Annotated in this window: 21 protein-coding genes and 1 tRNA gene; 9 read left to right on the top strand and 13 right to left on the bottom strand. The window is 70.2% G+C overall.

The genetic code is table 11. The features are described from left to right. Positions 1–49: 49 nt before the first annotated feature. A complete protein-coding gene (locus BCR15_RS07220) occupies positions 50–799 on the bottom strand; it encodes a phosphoglyceromutase (RefSeq protein ID WP_068751533.1) in 750 nt (249 codons plus the stop codon). Between the two features lie 19 nt (positions 800–818). Beyond that, a complete protein-coding gene (phoU, locus tag BCR15_RS07215) occupies positions 819–1,484 on the bottom strand; it encodes a phosphate signaling complex protein PhoU (protein WP_068751532.1) in 666 nt (221 codons plus the stop codon). Between the two features lie 196 nt (positions 1,485–1,680). On the opposite strand from phoU, the gene BCR15_RS07210 reads away from it, so the two are divergent. Beyond that, on the top strand, positions 1,681–2,844 hold the full coding sequence (locus BCR15_RS07210) for a sensor histidine kinase (RefSeq protein ID WP_078919760.1): 1,164 nt from the start codon (positions 1,681–1,683) through the stop codon (positions 2,842–2,844). Beyond that, complete coding sequence (locus BCR15_RS07205; RefSeq protein ID WP_068751531.1) at positions 2,841–3,518, top strand: response regulator; 678 nt, start codon at positions 2,841–2,843, stop codon at positions 3,516–3,518. The genes BCR15_RS07210 and BCR15_RS07205 overlap by 4 nt, the downstream gene beginning before the upstream one ends. 3 nt (positions 3,519–3,521) lie before the next feature. Here BCR15_RS07205 and BCR15_RS07200 read toward each other — a convergent pair whose 3' ends face one another. Beyond that, on the bottom strand, positions 3,522–4,013 hold the full coding sequence (locus BCR15_RS07200) for a hypothetical protein (RefSeq protein WP_068751530.1): 492 nt from the start codon (positions 4,011–4,013) through the stop codon (positions 3,522–3,524). Positions 4,014–4,180: 167 nt separating this feature from the next. On the opposite strand from BCR15_RS07200, the gene BCR15_RS07195 reads away from it, so the two are divergent. From BCR15_RS07195 to ispF, 3 genes are read left to right on the top strand one after another with little or no spacing between them, the layout of a single operon-like run. Continuing rightward, on the top strand, positions 4,181–4,666 hold the full coding sequence (locus BCR15_RS07195; RefSeq protein ID WP_068751529.1) for a CarD family transcriptional regulator: 486 nt from the start codon (positions 4,181–4,183) through the stop codon (positions 4,664–4,666). 10 nt (positions 4,667–4,676) lie between these two features. Beyond that, positions 4,677–5,384 carry a 2-C-methyl-D-erythritol 4-phosphate cytidylyltransferase gene (ispD, locus tag BCR15_RS07190; protein WP_068751528.1) on the top strand — a complete coding sequence of 236 codons (708 nt, stop codon included), beginning with the start codon at positions 4,677–4,679 and terminating at the stop codon, positions 5,382–5,384. After that, positions 5,384–5,857 (top strand): 2-C-methyl-D-erythritol 2,4-cyclodiphosphate synthase, encoded by a 474-nt coding sequence (gene ispF / locus BCR15_RS07185; protein WP_141680079.1) that lies wholly within the window; start codon positions 5,384–5,386, stop codon positions 5,855–5,857. The genes ispD and ispF overlap by 1 nt, the downstream gene beginning before the upstream one ends. Before the next feature lie 6 nt (positions 5,858–5,863). Here ispF and BCR15_RS07180 read toward each other — a convergent pair whose 3' ends face one another. The 3 genes from BCR15_RS07180 to cysS form a co-directional block, all read right to left on the bottom strand. After that, a complete protein-coding gene (locus BCR15_RS07180; protein ID WP_078919758.1) occupies positions 5,864–7,300 on the bottom strand; it encodes a glycine hydroxymethyltransferase in 1,437 nt (478 codons plus the stop codon). A 101-nt stretch (positions 7,301–7,401) separates the two neighbouring features. Beyond that, on the bottom strand, positions 7,402–8,358 hold the full coding sequence (gene rlmB, locus BCR15_RS07175; protein ID WP_068751525.1) for a 23S rRNA (guanosine(2251)-2'-O)-methyltransferase RlmB: 957 nt from the start codon (positions 8,356–8,358) through the stop codon (positions 7,402–7,404). A gap of 5 nt (positions 8,359–8,363) precedes the next feature. Beyond that, entirely contained in the window at positions 8,364–9,809 is a 1,446-nt protein-coding gene (gene cysS / locus BCR15_RS07170; protein ID WP_068751746.1) for a cysteine--tRNA ligase, read from the bottom strand. Positions 9,810–9,963: 154 nt separating this feature from the next. Here cysS and BCR15_RS07165 point away from each other — a divergent pair, with 154 nt between their 5' ends. After that, positions 9,964–10,467: a class I SAM-dependent methyltransferase gene (locus BCR15_RS07165; protein ID WP_176715200.1), complete on the top strand. Its 504-nt coding sequence runs from the start codon at positions 9,964–9,966 to the stop codon at positions 10,465–10,467. On the opposite strand, the gene BCR15_RS07160 is transcribed toward BCR15_RS07165, so the two are convergent. From BCR15_RS07160 to BCR15_RS07150, 3 genes are all read right to left on the bottom strand, one after another. Further along, complete coding sequence (locus BCR15_RS07160) at positions 10,397–11,782, bottom strand: DUF4032 domain-containing protein (RefSeq protein WP_068751523.1); 1,386 nt, start codon at positions 11,780–11,782, stop codon at positions 10,397–10,399. The two genes, BCR15_RS07165 and BCR15_RS07160, sit on opposite strands and share 71 nt — an antisense overlap. A gap of 10 nt (positions 11,783–11,792) precedes the next feature. After that, a complete protein-coding gene (metB, locus tag BCR15_RS07155; RefSeq protein ID WP_068751522.1) occupies positions 11,793–12,953 on the bottom strand; it encodes a cystathionine gamma-synthase in 1,161 nt (386 codons plus the stop codon). A 90-nt stretch (positions 12,954–13,043) separates the two neighbouring features. Then, entirely contained in the window at positions 13,044–14,135 is a 1,092-nt protein-coding gene (locus BCR15_RS07150) for an ABC transporter ATP-binding protein (protein ID WP_068751521.1), read from the bottom strand. Between the two features lie 212 nt (positions 14,136–14,347). On the opposite strand from BCR15_RS07150, the gene BCR15_RS07145 reads away from it, so the two are divergent. Then, on the top strand, positions 14,348–15,112 hold the full coding sequence (locus BCR15_RS07145; protein ID WP_083196589.1) for a DedA family protein: 765 nt from the start codon (positions 14,348–14,350) through the stop codon (positions 15,110–15,112). Between the two features lie 18 nt (positions 15,113–15,130). Here the strand turns inward: BCR15_RS07145 and BCR15_RS07140 are convergent, their stop codons facing one another. The 3 genes from BCR15_RS07140 to manA form a co-directional block, all read right to left on the bottom strand. After that, the gene (locus tag BCR15_RS07140; protein ID WP_068751520.1) at positions 15,131–15,739 is read right to left on the bottom strand and encodes a class I SAM-dependent methyltransferase; all 609 of its coding nucleotides are present in this window, start codon (positions 15,737–15,739) and stop codon (positions 15,131–15,133) included. Positions 15,740–15,777: 38 nt separating this feature from the next. Then, positions 15,778–15,853 (bottom strand) — tRNA-Thr (locus tag BCR15_RS07135). A gap of 40 nt (positions 15,854–15,893) precedes the next feature. Next, on the bottom strand, positions 15,894–17,072 hold the full coding sequence (manA, locus tag BCR15_RS07130; RefSeq protein ID WP_068751519.1) for a mannose-6-phosphate isomerase, class I: 1,179 nt from the start codon (positions 17,070–17,072) through the stop codon (positions 15,894–15,896). 102 nt (positions 17,073–17,174) lie between these two features. Here manA and BCR15_RS07125 point away from each other — a divergent pair, with 102 nt between their 5' ends. Next, the gene (locus BCR15_RS07125; RefSeq protein ID WP_197971698.1) at positions 17,175–17,459 is read left to right on the top strand and encodes a DUF3263 domain-containing protein; all 285 of its coding nucleotides are present in this window, start codon (positions 17,175–17,177) and stop codon (positions 17,457–17,459) included. 15 nt (positions 17,460–17,474) lie between these two features. Here the strand turns inward: BCR15_RS07125 and BCR15_RS07120 are convergent, their stop codons facing one another. Further along, entirely contained in the window at positions 17,475–17,963 is a 489-nt protein-coding gene (locus BCR15_RS07120) for a hypothetical protein (RefSeq protein ID WP_068751517.1), read from the bottom strand. Between the two features lie 186 nt (positions 17,964–18,149). Between BCR15_RS07120 and groL the strand changes: the two genes are divergently transcribed. Further along, positions 18,150–19,781 (top strand): chaperonin GroEL, encoded by a 1,632-nt coding sequence (groL, locus tag BCR15_RS07115; RefSeq protein WP_068751516.1) that lies wholly within the window; start codon positions 18,150–18,152, stop codon positions 19,779–19,781. The last annotated feature ends 27 nt before the right edge of the window (positions 19,782–19,808 follow it).

Here is a 19,808-nt window from a genome sequence, read left to right as displayed (position 1 = left end):
CAGCGTAGCGGGAGGGGGAGGCGGGGGCGCCGTACGGCGCCCCCGCGACTCAGCGCTTGCCCTGGTTCTTGACGGCCTCGATGGACGCGGCAGCCGCCTCCGGATCGAGGTAGCGACCGCCGGGGGTCACCGGCTTGAAGTCCTCGTCGAGCTCGTAGTACAGCGGGATGCCCGTGGGGATGTTCAGACCGGCGATGGCGTCGTCGGAGATCCCGTCGAGGTGCTTGACCAGCGCGCGCAGCGAGTTACCGTGCGCGGTGATCAGCACCGTCTTGCCCTCGGCCAGGTCCGGCACGATGTGCGCCTCCCAGTACGGCAGCAGGCGCGCGACGACGTCCTTGAGGCACTCGGTGCGGGGACGGTCAGCCTCAGGGATGTCGGCGTAGCGGGGATCGTGGTGCTGCGAGAACTCGTCGTCGACGTCGATCGCCGGCGGCGGGGTGTCGTAGCTGCGGCGCCAGAGCATGAACTGCTCTTCGCCGTACTGCTCCAGGGTCTGGGCCTTGTCCTTGCCCTGCAGCGCGCCGTAGTGGCGCTCGTTGAGCCGCCAGTTGCGCTTGACGGGGATCCAGTGCCGGTCGCAGCCGTCGAGGGCGAGATAGGCCGTGTGGATGGCGCGGCGCAGCAACGAGGTGTGCAGGATGTCCGGGAGGAGGCCCTCCTTCGCCAGCAGCCCGGCGGCGGCCTTGCCCTCCGCGATGCCCTTCTCGTTGATGTCCACGTCCACCCAGCCGGTGAACAGGTTCTTGGCGTTCCACTCGCTCTCGCCGTGGCGGAGCAGAATCAACTTCGCGGTCATGGGCCACACCCTACAGGTGTCAGGCGTTGGGCCAGTCCTCACCCTCGGGCACCTGCCCGGTGATGATGTAGATGACCCGACGACCCACGGCGACGGCGTGGTCGGCGAAGCGCTCGAAGTACCGGCCGAGCAGCGCGACATCGACCGCGCCCTCGATGCTGATGTCCGAGTTGTCACCCAGCAGCATGGTGAACTGCTCGCGCCGCAGGAGGTCCATCCGCTCGTCGATGGCCACCAGCTGCTCGGCACCCTTGGCGTCGCGTTCCTGCAGTGACACGCGCGCGAGGCGCACGATCTCGATGGCGATCGCGGCCATCTCGCGGAAACTGTCTTCGAAGCGCGCGGGCACCGCCTGGTTCGGATAGCGAAGTCGGGCGATCTTGGCGACGTGGACCGCCAGGTCACCCATCCGCGCGAGCTCGAAGACGACGCGGATCGCCGAGACGATGATCCGGAGCTCGCCGGCGACAGGGGCCTGCAGGGCGAGGAGCGAGAGGCACTTGTACTCCATCTCCTCGTGCATCTTGTCGAGCTGCACGTCGTTGGAGATGACGGACTCCGCACGCGTGAGGTCGGCTGTCAGCAGCGATTCCGCACCTTCGCGGATCGCCACCTCGACGAGCTCAGCCATGTGGACGAGGCGATCGAGGATGGAGTCGAGCTCCTCGTGGTAGCTGGTACGCATGCTCGCGTTCTCCTTGTGCTCGGGTCGAGATCGAGTCTAGCCCGGAGGCATGACTTAGCCGACCATAGCCACGCCCGCTAGCGGGGCGTATCGGGCGGGTGAACCGACGGTGAACGCACGGTGAAGTCTGGGGTCGCTGCCGACGGTGACGCGCGCGGCAGGGTGAATGTCGACGGTGGGGTTCTAGGATGGCGGCATGCATCCAGCCCTCGCCGGTCTCATCGGCGCCGGCGTCGCCCTCGCGTGCTGCCTCTTCGTCTACGCGCTCGTGCGTGGCAAGCACGATTGGCGCCGGCTGGAGGCGCAGCGGATGGCGGACAAGGCGTCGCGCGAGCTGCACGACGCACTGCACACCCTGCAGTCGGGGGCCATGCTGGTCGGGCCGCACGACGAGATCCTCGTGGTCAACGAGCCCGGGGTCGCCCTGGGTCTGGCGCGCGGGAGCCGCGTCGGGTTCGCCGACCTGCTCGAGAAGGTGCGCGAGGTGAGGGCGGCGCAGCAGCCCTACCGCGGCCCCGTGCTGCGGGAGTTTCACCCCGGCGAGGACAAGCTGGAGCTGACCAGCCGGATCACCCCGATGGTCGACGAGAACGTCCTGGTGATCGCGGACGACGAGTCCTCGCAGAAGAGGGTCGAGGCGGTCCGGCGTGACTTCGTCGCCAACATCTCCCACGAGCTGAAGACGCCCATTGGTGCCATCTCGGTGCTCGCGGAGGCCGTCGACGCCGCCAAGGACGACCCGGAGGCCGTCGAGCGCTTCGTCCGCCGCATGCAGCTCGAGACGTCGCGCCTGGCCGAGCTGGTCAACCAGATCATCGACCTGTCGCGGCTGCAGTCGACGGACCCGCTGCTCAACCACGACGTCGTGGACGTCGCCGAGGTCGTCACCGAGGCCATCTCGAGGTCGCAGGAGCGGGCCAACCAGCGGGGCGTCACCCTCATGCTGGCGCGCACGGCCCAGGCGCGGGTGATGGGGGACCGGTGGCAGCTCGCGGACGCGGTCACCAACCTCGTGCAGAACGCCATCAACTACTCCGACGAACGCGCCCGCGTGACGCTGAGCATCATGACCGTGACGGCCGACGGGGACATGTTCGTGGAGATCAAGGTCTCCGACAACGGGATCGGCATCAAGCCAGAAGACCAGGAGCGCATCTTCGAGCGCTTCTACCGTGTCGACTACGGGCGCTCCCGGCAGAGCGGCGGCACCGGCCTGGGGCTGTCGATCGTCCGCCACATCGCCGTCGCGCACGGCGGCACCGTGCGGGTATGGTCCCGCCCGGGGCAGGGATCGACGTTCACGCTGCGGCTCCCCGCGTATCTCGGCCCAGCACACGACACCGACGAGGAGACCAGGTGACCCGCATCCTGATCATCGAGGACGAGGACTCATACCGCGACGCCACGAGCTTCATGCTCGCCAAGGAGGGATTCGACGTCGTCACCGCCGCCGACGGCGCGGAGGGGCTCGCCGAGTACGACCGGAACGGCGCGGACCTGGTCCTGCTCGACCTCATGATGCCCGGCATCCCGGGCGTGGAGGTGTGCCGGCAGCTGCGGGCGCGTGGCAACGTGGCGATCGTCATGGTCACGGCCCGGGACTCCGAGGTCGACAAGGTGGTGGGCCTCGAGATCGGCGCCGACGACTACGTCACCAAGCCGTTCAGCCATCGCGAGCTGGTGGCGCGCATCCGCGCCGTCCTCCGCCGCGGCCAGGATCAGGTGCTGCTGCCCGACGTCGTCGAGGTGGGCGGCGTCCGCATCGACGTCGAACGGCACCAGGTCAGCGTCGACGGCGTGGAGGTGCGGTTCGCGCTGCGCGAGTTCGAGTTGCTGGAGCTGCTGCTGCGGAACGCGGGCCGGGTGATGACCCGCGGACAGCTCATCGACCGGATCTGGGGCAGCGACTACGTCGGCGACACCAAGACCCTGGACGTCCACATCAAGCGGCTCCGGGCCAAGATCGAGCGCGACCCCTCGGCCCCCGAGCGGCTCATCACCGTGCGGGGACTCGGCTACAAGTACGAGGGCTGACCCTCAGGCGGAGGCCTCGTCCCACGCAGCCGCGAAGTCCGGGTGCTCCGCGGACATCACGGGCGCGAGGAGCGAGATGCGTCGCCCGTCCTCCAGCACGACGGCGACCTCGGCCAGCCGTCCCACGAGCAGCTCCGAGCTGTTGAAGCGCGTCTCGGCGCCGTCGAGGATCACGGTCTTGCCCTTCGCGATGCTGGCCTCGAACGGAACCGCGTTGAGCTCGCCGTAGGAGCCGTCCTCCTTCTCGGCCGCGTACCCGAGCCCGACGACCTCGGCCGCCTCGTCGCGTGACGCGATGGCGCCGAGGATCATGCCGGTGCCCTCGCCGTCGGTGACCACGAGCATGTTGCGCAGCTTGATGCCGCCGTCGTCCTTCTGCACGCCGGCGGCCGGGGGCGCTTCGTACTGCCACTGCCCGGCGGTGCAGCCGCTGAGAGAGACGGCGAGCGCGGCGGCGGCGACGATCGCCGCAGTGCGGCGCAGGGGCTTGCTCATGGGTCCTCCGGCTGTGGGGGCGTTGGGCTAGGGCACATCCTAACCGGATCCGGGGCGCTTCTACCACGGAGCTTCCGCGCATGGGCCCGGGGGGTGGGTTAACAGGCGGCTCTGGGCTGGTAGAGGGCGCCCTGCTAGACTGTGGGGAGCGAAAGGGGTTGCAAGGTATGACTTTTTCGATCGGTGAGACGGTGGTGTACCCCAATCATGGGACGGCTGTCATCGAGGACATCGAGAACAAGACCATCAAGGGTGAGGACCGGCTGTACCTCGTCCTCCGCGTGATCGGACAGAACGACCTGAAGATCAGTGTTCCGGCAAGCAACCTCGACCTCGTGGGCGTCCGTGACGTCGTCGATGCCGACGGCTTGGAGCGCGTGTTCTCCGTGCTGCGCGCGGAGCACACCGAGGAGCCGGCCAACTGGTCGCGCCGGTTCAAGGCCAACATGGAGAAGCTGCACTCGGGCAACGTGATCAAGGTGTCGGAGGTCGTGCGCGACCTGTGGCGCCGTGACCGCGACAAGGGGCTGTCTGCGGGCGAGAAGCGGATGCTGGCGAAGGCCCGCTCCATCCTCGTCGCGGAGCTCGCTCTCGCGGAGCGCATCGAGGAGGACAAGGCGGAAGTGATGCTGGACGAGGTCCTCGCGTCGTAGACTCCGCCCCGTGATCCAACACGAAGTACCGGTCGTCGCCGTTGTGGTGGCGGCCGGTTCTGGTTCCCGGCTCGGCGCGGCCGTGCCCAAGTCCCTGGTCCCGCTGGGCGGGGTGCCGCTCGTCCGCCGAGCGGTGGACGCGCTGGTCGCCGGCGGCGCCCAGGCCATTGTCGTCACCGTGCCCGCGGAGCGCGCGGCCGACGTCGAGGACGCCCTCAACGGCGTGGCGGCCCCGGTGCGGTGTGTCCCCGGCGGCGCGACGCGGCAGGAGTCCGTGCGCATCGGCCTCAGTGAGCTGGGCGCCGCCGACGACGCCATCGTCCTCGTGCACGACGCGGCACGCGCACTCATTCCCCCCGACGTGGTGTCCGCGGTCGCGGCCGCGGTGCTCACCAGCGGCGAGGCCGTGGTTCCGGTCCTCCCCGTCGTGGACTCGATCCGCGAGGTCGGGGAGCAGTCGTCCCGGGTCGTGGACCGCGGTCGGCTGCGGTCCGTGCAGACGCCCCAGGGTGCCCGCATGTGGCAGCTGCGGGCCGCGCACGACCGGATCGCGGCCGACGGCGTCGAGGTCACCGACGACGCCGCCGCGTGCGAGTACGTCGGCATCCCCGTCACGCTCGTGGCGGGCCACCGCGACGCCATGAAGATCACCGAACCGGTCGACCTGATCCTGGCCGAGGCGCTGCTCGCCCATCGGACCGCGGGGGCCCGGCCATGATGCGGGTGGGCATGGGGACCGACGTCCACCGGCTCCAACCCGGGGTCGCGATGTGGGTGGCCGGGCTGCACTTCCCCGACGAGCCGGCGGGCCTGGCCGGGCACTCCGACGGCGACGTCGCCGCCCACGCCGCATGCGACGCGCTGCTCAGCGCCGCCGGTCTGGGAGATCTCGGCAGCAACTACGGTACGGCCGAGCCCGAGTGGGCGGGCGCCTCCGGCGTCGCGTTCCTCGCCGAGACCGCCCGCCGCGTGCGGGCCGCCGGCCTCGAGATCGGCAACGTGGCGATCCAGGTGATCGGCAACCGGCCCAAGCTCGCCGCCCGCCGCGCCGAAGCCGAGCGGGTCCTCAGCGACGCCGTCGGCGCCCCCGTGACGCTGGGGGCCACCACCACCGACGGGCTCGGGCTCACGGGACGCGGAGAGGGGGTCGCGGCGACGGCCGTGGCCCTCGTCGTCGACCCCCTCTCCTGAGTCCGGTCAGACCTCGAAACCGGGGTACAGCGGGTGCAGGTTGAGCAGGCGCTCCGCCTCGGCGAGCGACCGGCTGCGGGCGTCGTCGGTGAGCTCGTACTTGGCCTTGCTGGGCTGACCGGCCGCCGTCGTCGTGGGCGTGGTGGCCGTCAGGACTCCCGCGATCATGTCCGCGACCGCGTCCATGTCCGACGGGGTGAAGCCGCGCGACGTCAGCGCGGGCGTGCCCAGGCGGACTCCGGTGGTGTACCACGCGCCGTTGGGGTCGTTCGGGACGGCGTTGCGGTTGGTGACGATGCCCGAATCCAGTAGCGCCGCCTCGGCCTGCCGGCCGGTGAGCCCGAAGGAGCGCACGTCCATGAGCACGATGTGGTTGTCCGTGCCACCCGTGACCAGGCTCACGCCGCGGCGCAGGAGGCCCTCGGCCAGCGCCTTGGCGTTGTCGGCGACGGTCGCGGCGTACGTGCGGAACTCGGCGGTCCGGGCCTCGGCGAGCGCGACCGCCTTGGCGGCCATGACGTGCGACAGCGGGCCGCCGAGCACCAGCGGGCAGCCGCGGTCGACCGAGGGGGCGAACTCCTCGGTGGCCAGCACCATGCCGCCGCGGGGGCCGCGGAGGGACTTGTGCGTGGTGGTCGTGACGACGTGCGCGTGAGGCACCGGGTCCTCGTCGCCGGTGAACACCTTGCCGGCCACGAGGCCCGCGAAGTGCGCCATGTCGACCATCAGGACGGCGCCCACCTCGTCGGCGATCTCGCGCATCTTCGCGAAGTTCACACGACGCGGGTACGCGGAGTAGCCGGCCACCAGGATGAGCGGCTTGAACTCGCGAGCCTGGGCGGCGAGGGCGTCGTAGTCCAGCAGCTGCGTCTCGGGGTCGGTGCCGTAGGAGCGCTGATGGAACATCTTGCCCGACACGTTGGGGCGGAAGCCGTGCGTGAGGTGACCGCCGGCATCCAACGACATGCCCAGGAGACGCTGGTCGCCGAAGCGGTGCCGCAGCGTCTCCCAGTCCGCCTCGCTCAGCTCCGCGACGCCCTTGGCGCCGAACTCGGCGAGCGCGGGCGACTCGATCTTGTGGGCCAGGATCGCCCAGTAGGCGGTGAGGTTCGCGTCGATGCCCGAGTGGGGCTGGACGTAGGCGTACTCCGCGCCGAACAGCTCGCGGGCGTGCTCAGCGGCGACCGCCTCGACGGTGTCGACGTTCTGGCATCCCGCGTAGAAGCGGTGACCGACGGTGCCCTCGGCGTACTTGTCGCTGAGCCAGGTACCCATCGTGGCCAGGACGGGGAGGCTGGCGTAGTTCTCGGACGCGATGAGCTTCAGCGATGCGCGCTGATCGGCGAGTTCCTGACGCGTCGCCTGGGCGATGCGCGGCTCCACCTGCTCGATCATGCCCAGCAGGGTCTGGTAGGCCGACGAGATCGACTCGAGATCGCTCACAGTTCTCCTTGGGGTGCGGGTGTGGTGGCACCCAATCTAGTCCTCCGGCGCCACCGGGACACTCCCGGCCCCGCGCGCTGGACGCCGCCGCTGCGCCGGCGTCACTCTCCCGTCGGGAGGCCGGCGCGCTGCTGCGTCACCTCGTACAGGGCCACGGCGGCCGCGATGGAGGCGTTGAGTGACTCGACGTCGCTCGCGATCGGAATGGACACCAGAGCGTCGCAGTGTTCGCGGACCAGCCGCGCGAGGCCCTCATCCTCCGAGCCCACGACGATGACCAGAGGGCCGTCGATGCCCGGGGCTCCCGACACCGGCACCTCGCCCTCGCCGGCCAGCCCGACGACGGTGAAGCCCATCTTCGAGGCCTGCTCGAGCGCCCGGTTGAGGTTCGTCGCCATCGCGATCGGCAGCCTGGCCGCAGCGCCCGCGGACGTCTTCCAGGCGGCGGCCGTCATCGACGCCGAACGCCGTGCGGGGATGATGATGCCCTGCGCGCCGAAGGCCGCGGCCGAGCGGACGATCGCGCCGAGGTTCCGCGGGTCCGTGATGCCGTCCAGCGCGACGACGATGCCGTCGACATCCGCCGCATCGGCCAGGATGTCCTCGGCGTCGGCGTACTCGTAGGCGGGCAGCTGCACCGCGACGCCCTGGTGGACCAGCCCCCCGGTCACGCGGTCGAGCTCGCCGCGCGTCACCTGGAGCAGGGGCAGGCCGTGCTCGGCGGCGAACTTGAGGATGTCGCGGAGCCGGTCGTCGCGCTCGGCGCCCTCGGCCACGTAGGCCTGCTTGATGGGCAGACCCGCCGCCAGTGCCTCGTAGACGGGGTTGCGGCCGACGATCCAGTCGGCGCCGGCCATGGTCTTGCCCGGCCGCTTCGGGGCGGTTTGCTGTCGCTTCGCGGCTGCCTGCTTCGCCTTGTAGGCCTTGTGGTAGGTGCGGTCCTCGGCCTTGGGCGTCGGGCCGCGGCCCTCCAGGGACCGCTTGATCCGGCCGCCGGATCCGGCCGCCTTGTTCTTCCCCTTGCGGGTCGCGCCGCGGCGCTGGGAGTTGCCTGCCATGGGTGTTACCTCTTCTCCAGGCTCCACCGGGGGCCGGTGGGGGTGTCGGTGATCGTGAGGCCGAGGTCGGCCAGGGTGTCGCGGATCGCGTCGGCGGCGGCCCAGTCCTTCGCTTCGCGGGCCTTGGCCCGCTGCTGAAGGAGGGCGCCGACGAGGCCGTCGACGACGGGGGTGAGGTCCGAGCCGGCGGACTGCCCGGCCCATTCGGGGGCGTCCGGATGGATGCCGAACACGTCGAGCATCGCGGCGACGGCCCCTGCCAGGAGTCCGGCCCGTGCGACGTCGCCGTCGGCGATGGCCTGGTTGCCGGCGCGGATCGCGTCGAACAGCGCCGCGACTGCCGCCGGGGTGCTGAGGTCGTCGTCCATCGCGGCGGCGAACACGGCGTACTGCTCGACCGTCGCGGCATCGGCGGTGCCGACGCCGTCGGCCACGAGGGCGTGTGAGCGCTCGACGAACGAGTCGATCCGCTGGATGGCCTTCTCCGCCTCGGCCAGCGAGCCGCGGGTCTCGTCGTCGGCGGGGGAGAACTCGATGGTGGACCGGTAGTGCGGCGCCAGCAGGAAGAAGCGAACGGCGCGCGGGTCGTAGGTCCTAGTCACCTCGGACACCAGCGCAGTGTTGCCGAGGGACTTGCTCATCTTCTCGCCGGCCATGGTCACCCAGGCGTTGTGCATCCAGTAGCGCGCGAACCCCTTGCCAGCGGCGGCGGACTGGGCCAGCTCGTTCTCATGGTGCGGGAAGCGCAGGTCGACGCCGCCGCCGTGGATGTCGAACGTGTCGCCGAGGTACTTGCCCGCCATGGCCGAGCACTCGAGGTGCCATCCGGGCCGGCCACGGCCCCACGGCGAGGGCCACGAGGCGGTGAGCGCTTCGCCCTCCTTGTGCCCCTTCCAGAGGGCGAAGTCGCGGGGGTCGCGCTTCCCTCGCGGATCGGCGTCTGCTGCGGGCTCCATCTCGTCGACCTTCTGGCCGCTCAACTCGCCGTAGCGGGGCCAGGACTTCACGTCGAAGTAGACGTCTCCCGAGCCGTCGGGGGCCGCGTAGGCGTGACCTCGCTCGATCAGGGCCTGCGTCAGCTCGAGCATCTCCGGGATGTGACCCGTGGCGCGGGGCTCGTACGTGGGGGGCTTGCAGCCCAGCGCGGCGTAGGCGTCGTGCAGCTCACGCTCGTACCGGTAGGCGTGGGCGAACCACTCGACGCCCGCCTCCGCGGACTTGGCGAGGATCTTGTCGTCGATGTCGGTGACGTTGGCGACCACCGTGACTTCGAGGCCTTTGTGCTCCAGCCAGCGGCGCAGGACGTCGAACACGACCTCCTTGCGGATGTGCCCGAGGTGCGGCGACGCCTGGACGGTGAGCCCGCAATGGTAGATCGACACGGCGCCGTCGCGGAGTGGCACGAAGTCCCGCACGGAGCGGGTCGCGGTGTCATAGAGCTTGAGCGTCACAGTGGGCGAGTCTACCGGCCCGGCGTCTGCCCCCGCCCCGTTGAGCCTGAGCCAGGTGTCGACGGGGATGTGAACGATCAAATCGCCCATGTGCATCGTCGAGTCCGGTGGCAGGCTCATCCGGAAGGGGCCCGGGGTGGTGTCTACTGGGGGCATGACCACTGCACGGGAGGCACGGCTCAGGCGCCACTGGGACGAGGAGGCCGAGGGGTTCGACCGGCACATCGCGCCGCTGGAGCGCCGGTTCCTCGCCGCGAGCCGGGAGTGGGTCGCCGACCGCGCGCGGGGCGACGTCCTCGAGGTCGCCGTCGGGACCGGGCTCAACCTGCCGCACTACCGCGACGACGTGCGGCTGACCGCCGTCGACCTCAGCCACGGGATGCTCGACGTCGCTCGCCAGAAGGCCGGAGCCTCCGAGCGTCCCATCGCGTTCGCCGTCGGCGACGGGCAACGGCTGCCGTTCCAGGACCGGTCGTTCGACGCCGTGGTGTGCACCTTCTCGCTGTGCGGCTTCATCGACCACGAACGCGGCGTGTCCGAGATGGCCCGGGTGCTCCGACCCGGCGGGACGATCCTGCCCGCCGGCCCTAGGACGAGCGGCGGGCCTCCTTGGCCGCGGCCTTCGCGCGCAGGGCGGCGATGTCGAAGCCGGCCATGACCGGGACCTCCGGATCGTTGGCCTCGTCCTCCCACGGGTCGTACGGCTTCGCCTCGTTGTCGTCGACATATCCGTGCGAGGGGTCGTACTTGTTCGCGAGCTCGCCGCCGACCGGGTCGACGTTGACCATCTCCTCGTCGGGCAGCTGCGTGAGGACCTCGTGGATGTAGCCCGTGGCCGCCTCGTCCGTCGGCACCTCGCGGTTCTCGCGCTGAGACTGGTACCAGCGGTAGTCGAGCACCTCGTGGAAGAACTGGGCGGCGTCGCGCTTGGCCCGCAGGTCCGCCGGGATCCGATTGACGGCCGGCTCGAAGACCTCGACGAGCCACTTGTGGGCGGCCACCGACTCGGGGGCACCCGGGGCGAACTTGGCCCGGAACGTGTCCATGTCGTTGAGCAGGCGACGGGCCTGGTGTTCCTCGGCGTCGAGCCCGGTGAGGCGCATGAGGCGGCGGGTGTGGTGGCCCGCTTCAACGACCTTGGGGCGCATCTTGATGGTGCGCCCGTCCGGGGAGGCGTCGACGTCGATCTCCGCGACGTCGAAGCCCAGCGCGTTGAGCCGGCGCACACGCCCCTCGAGGCGGTACATCTCCGAACCGTCGAACTCCTCGACGCCGGTCAGCTCGGACCACAGCTGGTGATAGCGGTCCTCGATGGTGGCGACCAGCCACTTCGGGTCGAGCGAGGCGTCCAGGATTCCGCCCGCCTCAAGATCGAGGAACTCCCCGTAGAGGTTGGTGCGCGCGATCTGAAGATCGTGGGCGCGCTGGCCGTCGGTGAGTGTGTCGTGCAGCTCGCCCGTCTCCGCGTCGACGAGGTAGGCCGCGAACTCGCCTGCGTCCCGCCGGAACAGGATGTTCGACAGCGACACGTCGCCCCAGTAGAACCCCGTCAGGTGCAGGCGCGCGAACAGCGCCACCATGGCGTCCAGGAGCCGGTTGACGGTCTCGTGCTTCACGCCCGGGTAGAACAGCGAGCGGTACGGCAGGGAGAACGGCAGGTGCCGGGTCAACAGGATCGGGTCCAGGGGATCGCCGTCGACGTCGACGCGGCCGAGCACGACGCCCACCGGCTCCACTGAGGGCACGCCGAGCCGCTTCAGCTCGGTGAGGAGACGGTACTCGTGCACCGAGACCTCCTCGAGGATCTCCTTGGCAGCCAGGATGTCCTCGCCGACTGCGAGGAAGCGCACCACGTGCCGGGAGATGCCGCGGGGGAGCGCCACCAGGTGCTGGGTGGGCCAGTCCGCCAGCGGGACTTGCCACGGGAGCTGGAGCAGCTCCGCGGTGGGCTTGGCAGCGAGGAACCTGGGCACGGCCCCGAGTCTACTGGCCGGCGCGCTCCAGCGCCTCGGCCACGACGGCCACCAGGTCGTCGACCGCCTCGATGCCGACGCTGAAGCGCAGCAGCCCGCCGCCGATGCCGGCGGTGGCCCGCGCCTCGGGGGTCATGCCTGCGTGCGTCATCGTCTCGGGGTGACAGACCAGGGACTCGACGCCGCCCAGCGACTCCGCCAGGTGGAAGATCTGCAGCCCGTCGAGGAAGCGGCGCACGGCGTCGACCCCGCCCGCGAGGTCGACGGAGACCAGCGACCCGAACCCGGTCTGCTGGCGCGCAGCGACGGCGTGGCCCGGGTGCGTCGGCAGGCCGGGATAGTGGAGCGCCGCCACGGCGGGGTGTCCCGCCATCAGGTCGACGAGGGCCGCGGTGTTGGCCGTATGGACCCGCATGCGGGCGTCCAGGGTCCGCAGGCCGCGCAGGGTGAGGTAGGCGTCGAACGGGCTGGACGTCAGGCCCAGCGCGTTGGCCCACAGCCGCAGGCGCTCGTGCACCTCCTGGTCGGCGGCGATCGCGACGCCGCCCACGACGTCGGAGTGCCCGTTGATGAACTTGGTCGTCGAGTGGACAACGATGTCGACCCCGTGTTCGAGCGGACGCTGGAACAGCGGGGACAGGAACGTGTTGTCGGCCGCTACGAGCGCGCCGACGGCGTGGGCCCGTCCCGCGGTGGCCGCCAGGTCGGTGATGCGCAGCAGCGGGTTCGACGGGGTCTCGATCCACACCAGCGAGGGGGAGCGGTCGAGCGCGGCGGAGAAGGCCGCCTCGTCGTTGACGTCGACGAACTCGACGTCGAAGCGGCCCTGCGCGGCCAAGAAAGTGAACAGGCGCCAGGTGCCGCCGTAAGCGTCGTGCTGGACAACGACGCGGCCGCCGGCGGGCACGAACGCCTCGGCGACCAGCGTGATGGCGGCCAGGCCCGTCGCCACCGTGGTGGCTCCGGCTCCGCCCTCGAGCGTGGCGAGAGCCTCGTTGAGCAGGTCCCGGGTCGGGTTCCCCGACCGGGTGTAGTCGTACTCACGGGGGGCGTCGTAGTCCTCGAACGTGAAGTTGGTGCTCAGGTACAGCGGCGGCACGACGGCCCCGTAGGCGCGGTCGGTCCCCAGCCCGGCGCGCATGCCGCGCGTCCAGCGTCCCAGTTCAGCCATCACTCGAGTCCTCCCGTGGTCGAGGTCACAAAATAGTGGAGCCCCGGCGAACCGGGGCTCCACGTCTTGCGCTGTTTCGCTGTCAGATGATCAGGAGAGGCGATCTTCGGTCTTGTTGCTGAAGACGTGCACCTGATCGGCCGGGGCGGCGAGGCGCACGACCTGACCCTTGTGGGGGGCGGTGCGGGCGCCGACACGGGCGACGAACTGCTGTGCGGCGACGAGCTCGTCGTCGTGCGTGCCCGCCAGGGTGCCGTACAGGTACGAGTCCGCACCCAGCTCCTCGACGACGGCGATGTCCAGGCCGATGCCCTCGTCCGCGACGCGGAAGGCCTCGGGCCGGATGCCGACGGTGAGGGTGTCCTCGCCCTCGGCCTTGGCCAGGGTCTCACGCGGGATCTGGACGACGTAGTCGCCCACCTGCACGCCGTTCTCCACGCGCTTGCCGGAGATGAGGTTCATGGCGGGGGAGCCGATGAAGCCGGCGACGAAGAGGTTCTTCGGGGCGTCGTAGAGGGCCAGCGGGGTGTCGACCTGCTGCAGGACGCCATCCTTCATGACCGCGACGCGGTCACCCATCGTCATGGCCTCGACCTGATCGTGGGTCACGTAGACGGTGGTGACGCCCAGGCGCTGCTGCAGAGCGGCGATCTGGGTACGGGTGGAGACGCGGAGCTTGGCATCCAGGTTCGACAGCGGCTCGTCCATGAGGAAGACCTGCGGCTGGCGGACGATGGCGCGGCCCATGGCGACGCGCTGACGCTGGCCACCGGAGAGGGCCTTGGGCTTGCGGTTGAGGAAGTCTTCGAGGCCCAGCAGGTGCGCGGCCTCCTTGACTCGCTTCTCGCGCTCGGCCTTCGGCACGTTCTGCATCTTCAGGGCGAAGCCCATGTTGTCCGCCACAGTCATGTGCGGGTACAGGGCGTAGTTCTGGAAGACCATCGCGATGTCGCGGTCCTTGGGCGGCAGGTCGGTCACGTCGCGGTCGCCGATGTAGATCGAGCCGGAGTTGACCTCTTCGAGGCCGGCCAGCATGCGCAGCGACGTGGACTTGCCACAGCCGGAGGGGCCGACCAGCACCATGAACTCGCCGTCCTCGATCTCGAGGTTCAGCTTGTTGACGGCGGGGCGCTCGGAGCCGGGGTAGACGCGCGAGGCTTCCCGGTAGCTAACAGTGGCCATGAGCCATTTCCTTTCCACGGGCAGGTACGTGCCCGACGATCCGTAGTGGATAGGAACCTGTATTCAGGTGTTCCTGGTCAGTGACTTTACACCGGCAGGGTCCGTTGCCACAGTCGGGGCCCACGGACTGGAACACCCGCTCGAGGTTGTGGGGGTCTCGGTCGGCGCGCGTCTGGGCCGGAAACCCGTCGTCACGTAGCATTCGACGGGTGATGGACGAGCAGCGCCGGGGCGTCGAACCCGACCCGGACGAGGTGCCCTCCTCGGCGGACGACACCCCCAGCGAGGCCGAGCGCCCCTGGTGGGACAGCGAGGGCATGCCGTGGCGCAAGGAACCGGGGCGTGCCGACATCGCCTGCTTGACCTGGTTCGGCGTCATCGGCGTCGTGAGCCTCATCCTGCTGCCGACGCGCGCCTGGTTCATGGCGACCGCGCCGGACTGGCTCGCCATGCTCACCGGGGGACGCACGTCGGTGGCGGCCACGGGCGCGCTGGCCTCCGTCGGGCAGATCCCGCACTGGCCCATCGTGCTGGTGGTGGCCTCGGTCCTCAGCCTCAAGTTCGACTGGGTCTATTGGTGGGCCGGCAAGCTGTGGGGCAGGGGCATGATCGAGGTCTGGTCTGGTCAGTCCAAGCGCGCGGCACGCAACTACGCGATCGCGGAGCGCTGGGCCGAACGCCTCGGACCCCTGGGGTTCATGCTCGCGTACCTCCCGGTGCCGCTGCCGCTGATGCCGGTGGTGTTCGTGCTGGCCGGCGCCTCAGGCATGAGCCTGAAGCGGTTCCTGCTCTACGACTACATCGCCTCCACCCTGTGGCTGATCGGCTTCTTCCTGCTCGGGTGGCGGGTGGGCGAGGCCGCCGTGGCGCTGCTCGAGATGTACGCGAAGGTCGCCGGCTACGTCGCGATCGGCCTCATCGTCGCCATCGTCATCACGACGTACGCGAACCAGATCCGGAAGGCGCGCGCGTCCTGACGCGCCTCCCGGCCCAGTTCAGCTGGAGCGGCTGCAGATGGCGACCAGGAAGTCCGACGTCGCCGTGAAGGGGCGCAGATCCCAGGTGCTGAGGGCGACGTCGAGGGAGAGGCCGGCCGCGTCGAGGTCGGCGAAGAAGTCCGCGAACTCGTAGCCGCGGCCCGCGCCGAAGCCGATGATGGCGCGGCCGTCGGCGGCGAGGTGCCGGGCGAACCGGCGCAGGACCTCGACCCTGGTCGACGGCGCGAGGAATCCCATGACGTTGCCCGCGGAGACGATGACGTCGAAGTCGGCGGCCACGCCCTGGGCCGGCAGATCCAGCTCGGCGAGGTCGCCGACCACCCAGACCGGCCCCGGGTGGTCGATGCCCGCAGCCTCGATGAGGGCGGGATCGACGTCGACGCCCACCACGTCGTGGCCCAGGGCGTGCAGCCGGCCTCCGACGCGACCCGGGCCGCAGCCGGCGTCGAGGATCCGGGCGCCGCGCGACACCATGGCGTCGACGGTGCGGACCTCACCGGCCAGGTCGTGGCCGGCCGCTTCCATCATCTTGAACCGCTCGATGTAGCGCTGGGAGTGGTCGGGGTCGGCCGCGATGATGCGCGCCCACTTGCTGGGTTCGGTCATGGGGGCCATTGTGGCGCGGCGCCGGGACGCGGCCAAAGTGGAGCCCCCTGAGGGAGTCGAACCCTCGACCACTCGCTTACAAGGCGAGCGCTCTGGCCGCTGAGCTAAGGGGGCGTGGCACCTAGTGTGCCGCCGGATGCCCGGACGGGGAAAGTCAGGCGCCCGACGCGGCGACGAACAGCTGGCCCTCGCCGCTCACCGTCACCTGCTCATCCGCCGGGATGAACACCGCGTCCCCGGAGCGCAGATGCTCCGTGCCGCCATCCGACTGCAGCAGGAACTCGCCCGATACCGCGAGCGCGATGCGGCCGGAGTCGGGCCTGGGGAGGGTGTGAGCGCTGGCGTTGACGGGGGCGACGAGCCACAGCTCGAACTCGGGGAAGGCCGTCGGGTACACGTAGATGCCGTCGGCGCCCGACGCGACCAGGATCTCCGGGGCCAGGGGCTCGAACTCGACCACCTGCAGGAGCCCGTCGACGTCGATGTGCTTCGCGGTGAGTCCGCCGCGCATGACGTTGTCCGAGTTCGCCATGATCTCCACGCAGGTGCCGCGCAGGTAGGCGTGCATGACTCCGGCCTTGAGGGCCACGGCCTCCCCGGGCTGCAGCCTGAAGCGGTTGAGGAGCAGCGCCGCGAGGATGCCCGGGTCGCCGGGGAAGTGCTCGTCCAGTTCGACGGCCGTGCGCGCGAACTCGCCGAGACTGCCCGGCGCGTGGAGCCGCTCGACGGCCGCGGCCAGCACGTGGTCGACGAGATGGCGCCGGTCGTCGAGGGACAGGACGTCGAGGAACACCTCCTGGAGCGCGGGAGCGTCGCGGCGGTCCCGGAGCGGTCCGATGACCGACGCGAGTTCGGCGGCCACTCCGAGGCCCTCGAACAGGCCGGCCGTCTCCACGGGGTCCCGGAACCCCAGCAGCCCCTCGAAGGGGGTCAGGGCGACGACGGTCTCGGGCTTGGGCCAGTCGTCCTTGTAGGACCGACGCGGGTCGTCCGGGTGCAGTCCCAGAAGCGACTCGCGCGCGTACCCGACCACCGCCTGTTCGCGGGAAGGGTGCGCCTGCAGGCTGAGCGGGGAACCGGCCGACAGGATCTTCAGGAGGAACGGCAGGCGGCCGCCGAACAGCTCGCGGCTGGCGGCGCCGACGACGTCCGGCTGCTCCTGGACCAGGTCCGCCAGCGCGCGCCCGTCGTCGAGGAACGCATGCCCGCCGGGGTGGGTGCCCAGCCAGTACTCGGCCCACGGCGTGCCGTCGGGCTCGCGACGCAGGATCTCCGGGATCTCGGTGCGACTACCCCAGGCGAAGTGCTGGATGTGCCCGGTGAGTCGGCGCATGATGGGTGTCTGATCCTTCGGTCGGTGACAGTCGATCCCCGACTCTATCGCGCCGAGTGAACCGCGCCGGGGGAATGACATGGGTGTGATTCCGGGCGTAGGATGGCCGGCATGTCGGAAGCAGTCTCCCTCACCTCGTCGGCCGAGCTGGCCGAACGCGACGCCCGCATCCTCGACTTCGAGGACAGCTGGTTCACGTCGTCGGTGCCGAAGGAGCAGGCGATCATGGAGCACTTCTCGCTCACGTCGACGCGCTACTACCAGCACCTCAACCTGCTGATCGACACCCCCGAGGCGTTGGCCTACAAGCCCCTGCTCGTGAAGCGACTGCGCCGGATGCGTGCGCAGCGTCAGGCTGCGCGGTCCGCCCGCCGGCTGCACGGCTGAGCCAGCGGGCCGCGGTCACAGCCGCACCTCCCCACGCATGAGGCGCCGGATGCCCTCGCGCACCGGAAGAATCGGGTGGGCCGGATAGCCGCCCTTCGCGAGGTCGGCCTGCCGTTCGAAGTGGTTGGCGCTCGCCCGGTCACCGGTCCTCAGCACGGACCAGGCGAGGGCCGCGAAGTACAGCGGGATGAACGGCAGCCCTAGACAGTAGGCGTACTGCCAGGCGTGCGCGTCCTCGTGCTCCAGCAGCGCCGGGTTGCCGGACTCGGCCCGCTCGAGGTCGCGGTGGGGGAGGATGACGACCGAGCCGACGGTGAAGGCGGCGGCGTTGCGCAGGGGCAGCCGGGCCCGGTCGGCCACGATCAGACCGCCGCGCCGCCGGATGCGGGACCGGGTCGCCGCGGCGATGATCAGGCCCAGCGGCGTGGAGAGGTTGACGACGTTGGCGATGTCGCGCAGGAGTCGGCCCGGGGTCCCGTGCGGGGGTGGCGTCGCGCGCGTCATGCATCCATGGTGGCCCTTTGCACTCTCTTGTGTCGAGTGCTAATAATGGGGTTAGCACTCGGAACGTTTGAGTGCTACCGAACCACCGGTGAGGCTGAAGCCGTCCGTCGCGGGCACCGCGGTTCACCCAGGAACTGATACACATCCAGGGGCACTGCCCCACTCGACGGGAGGACTCCCGAACACATGGCAAAGCTGATTGAGTTCAACGAGGACGCGCGTCGCGGACTCGAGCGCGGCATGAACACGCTCGCCGACGCGGTCAAGGTGACGCTCGGCCCCAAGGGCCGCAACGTCGTGCTGGAGAAGAAGTGGGGCGCCCCCACGATCACCAACGATGGCGTGTCCATCGCCAAGGAGATCGAGCTGGAGGATCCCTACGAGCGCATCGGCGCCGAGCTGGTGAAGGAGGTCGCCAAGAAGACCGACGACGTCGCCGGCGACGGCACCACCACCGCCACGGTCATCGCGCAGGCGATGGTCCGTGAGGGCCTGCGCAACGTCACGGCCGGCGCCAACCCGATGAGCCTGAAGAAGGGCATCGAGGCTGCCGTCGCCGCCATTGTCGAGCAGCTGGCGAACATCGCCATCGACGTGGAGACCAAGGAGCAGATCGCCGCGACCGCGTCGATCTCCGCCGCCGACCCCACCGTGGGCGACATCATCGCCGAGGCGATGGACAAGGTGGGCAAGGAAGGCGTCATCACGGTCGAGGAGTCGAACACCTTCGGTCTCGAGCTTGAGCTCACCGAGGGCATGCGCTTCGACAAGGGCTACATCTCGCCCTACTTCGTCACCGACGCCGAGCGCATGGAGGCCGTCCTCGACGACCCGTACATCCTGCTCGTCAACTCGAAGGTCTCCTCGCTCAAGGACCTGCTGCCTATCCTCGAGAAGGTCATGCAGTCGAGCAAGCCGCTGCTGGTCATCGCCGAGGACGTCGAGGGTGAGGCCCTCGCCGGCCTGATCGTCAACAAGATCCGCGGCACCTTCAAGTCGATCGCCGTCAAGGCCCCCGGCTTCGGTGACCGCCGCAAGGCCATGCTGACCGACATCGCCATCCTCACCGGTGGCCAGGTCATCAGCGAGGAGGTCGGCCTGTCGCTGGAGAACACGACGCTCGACCTGCTCGGCCAGGCCCGCTCCGTCCGCGTCACCAAGGACGAGTGCACCATCATCGACGGCGCCGGCGAGTCGGCTCAGATCGAGGGACGGGTCGCTCAGATCCGCCGCGAGATCGAGAACTCGGACTCCGAGTACGACCGCGAGAAGCTGCAGGAGCGCCTCGCCAAGCTGGCCGGCGGCGTCGCCGTCATCAAGGTCGGCGCGGCCACCGAGGTCGAGCTGAAGGAGCGCAAGCACCGCATCGAGGACGCCGTCCGCAACGCGAAGGCCGCCGTCGAGGAGGGCATCGTCCCCGGTGGTGGCGTCGCGCTGCTGCAGGCGTCGAAGGCCGCGTCGGTCGCGGGTCTCGAGGGTGACGAGGCCGTCGGCGCCCAGATCGTCTTCACGGCCGCTTCGGCGCCGCTGAAGCAGATCGCCGGCAACGCCGGGCTCGAGGGCGGCGTCGTCGCGGAGAAGGTGTCGCACCTGCCCGTCGGCCAGGGCCTCAACGCGGCCACCGGCGAGTACGTCGACATGGTCGCCGCGGGCATCATCGACCCGGCCAAGGTGACCCGTTCGGCGCTGCAGAACGCTGCGTCGATCGCCGCGCTGTTCCTCACCACGGAGGCGGTCATCGCCGACAAGCCGGAGAAGGCCCCCGCGGCCGGTGCCGGCGCCGGCATGGACGAGATGGGCGGCATGGGCGGCTTCTGAGCCACCCCGCGCCACACGCGTCAGGAG

It is taken from the genome of Tessaracoccus lapidicaptus (assembly GCF_001693815.1).
GTDB lineage: Bacteria > Actinomycetota > Actinomycetes > Propionibacteriales > Propionibacteriaceae > Arachnia > Arachnia lapidicapta.
Note: the sequence above shows the minus strand (reverse complement) of the source record. Positions and strands in the feature narration are given on the sequence as shown.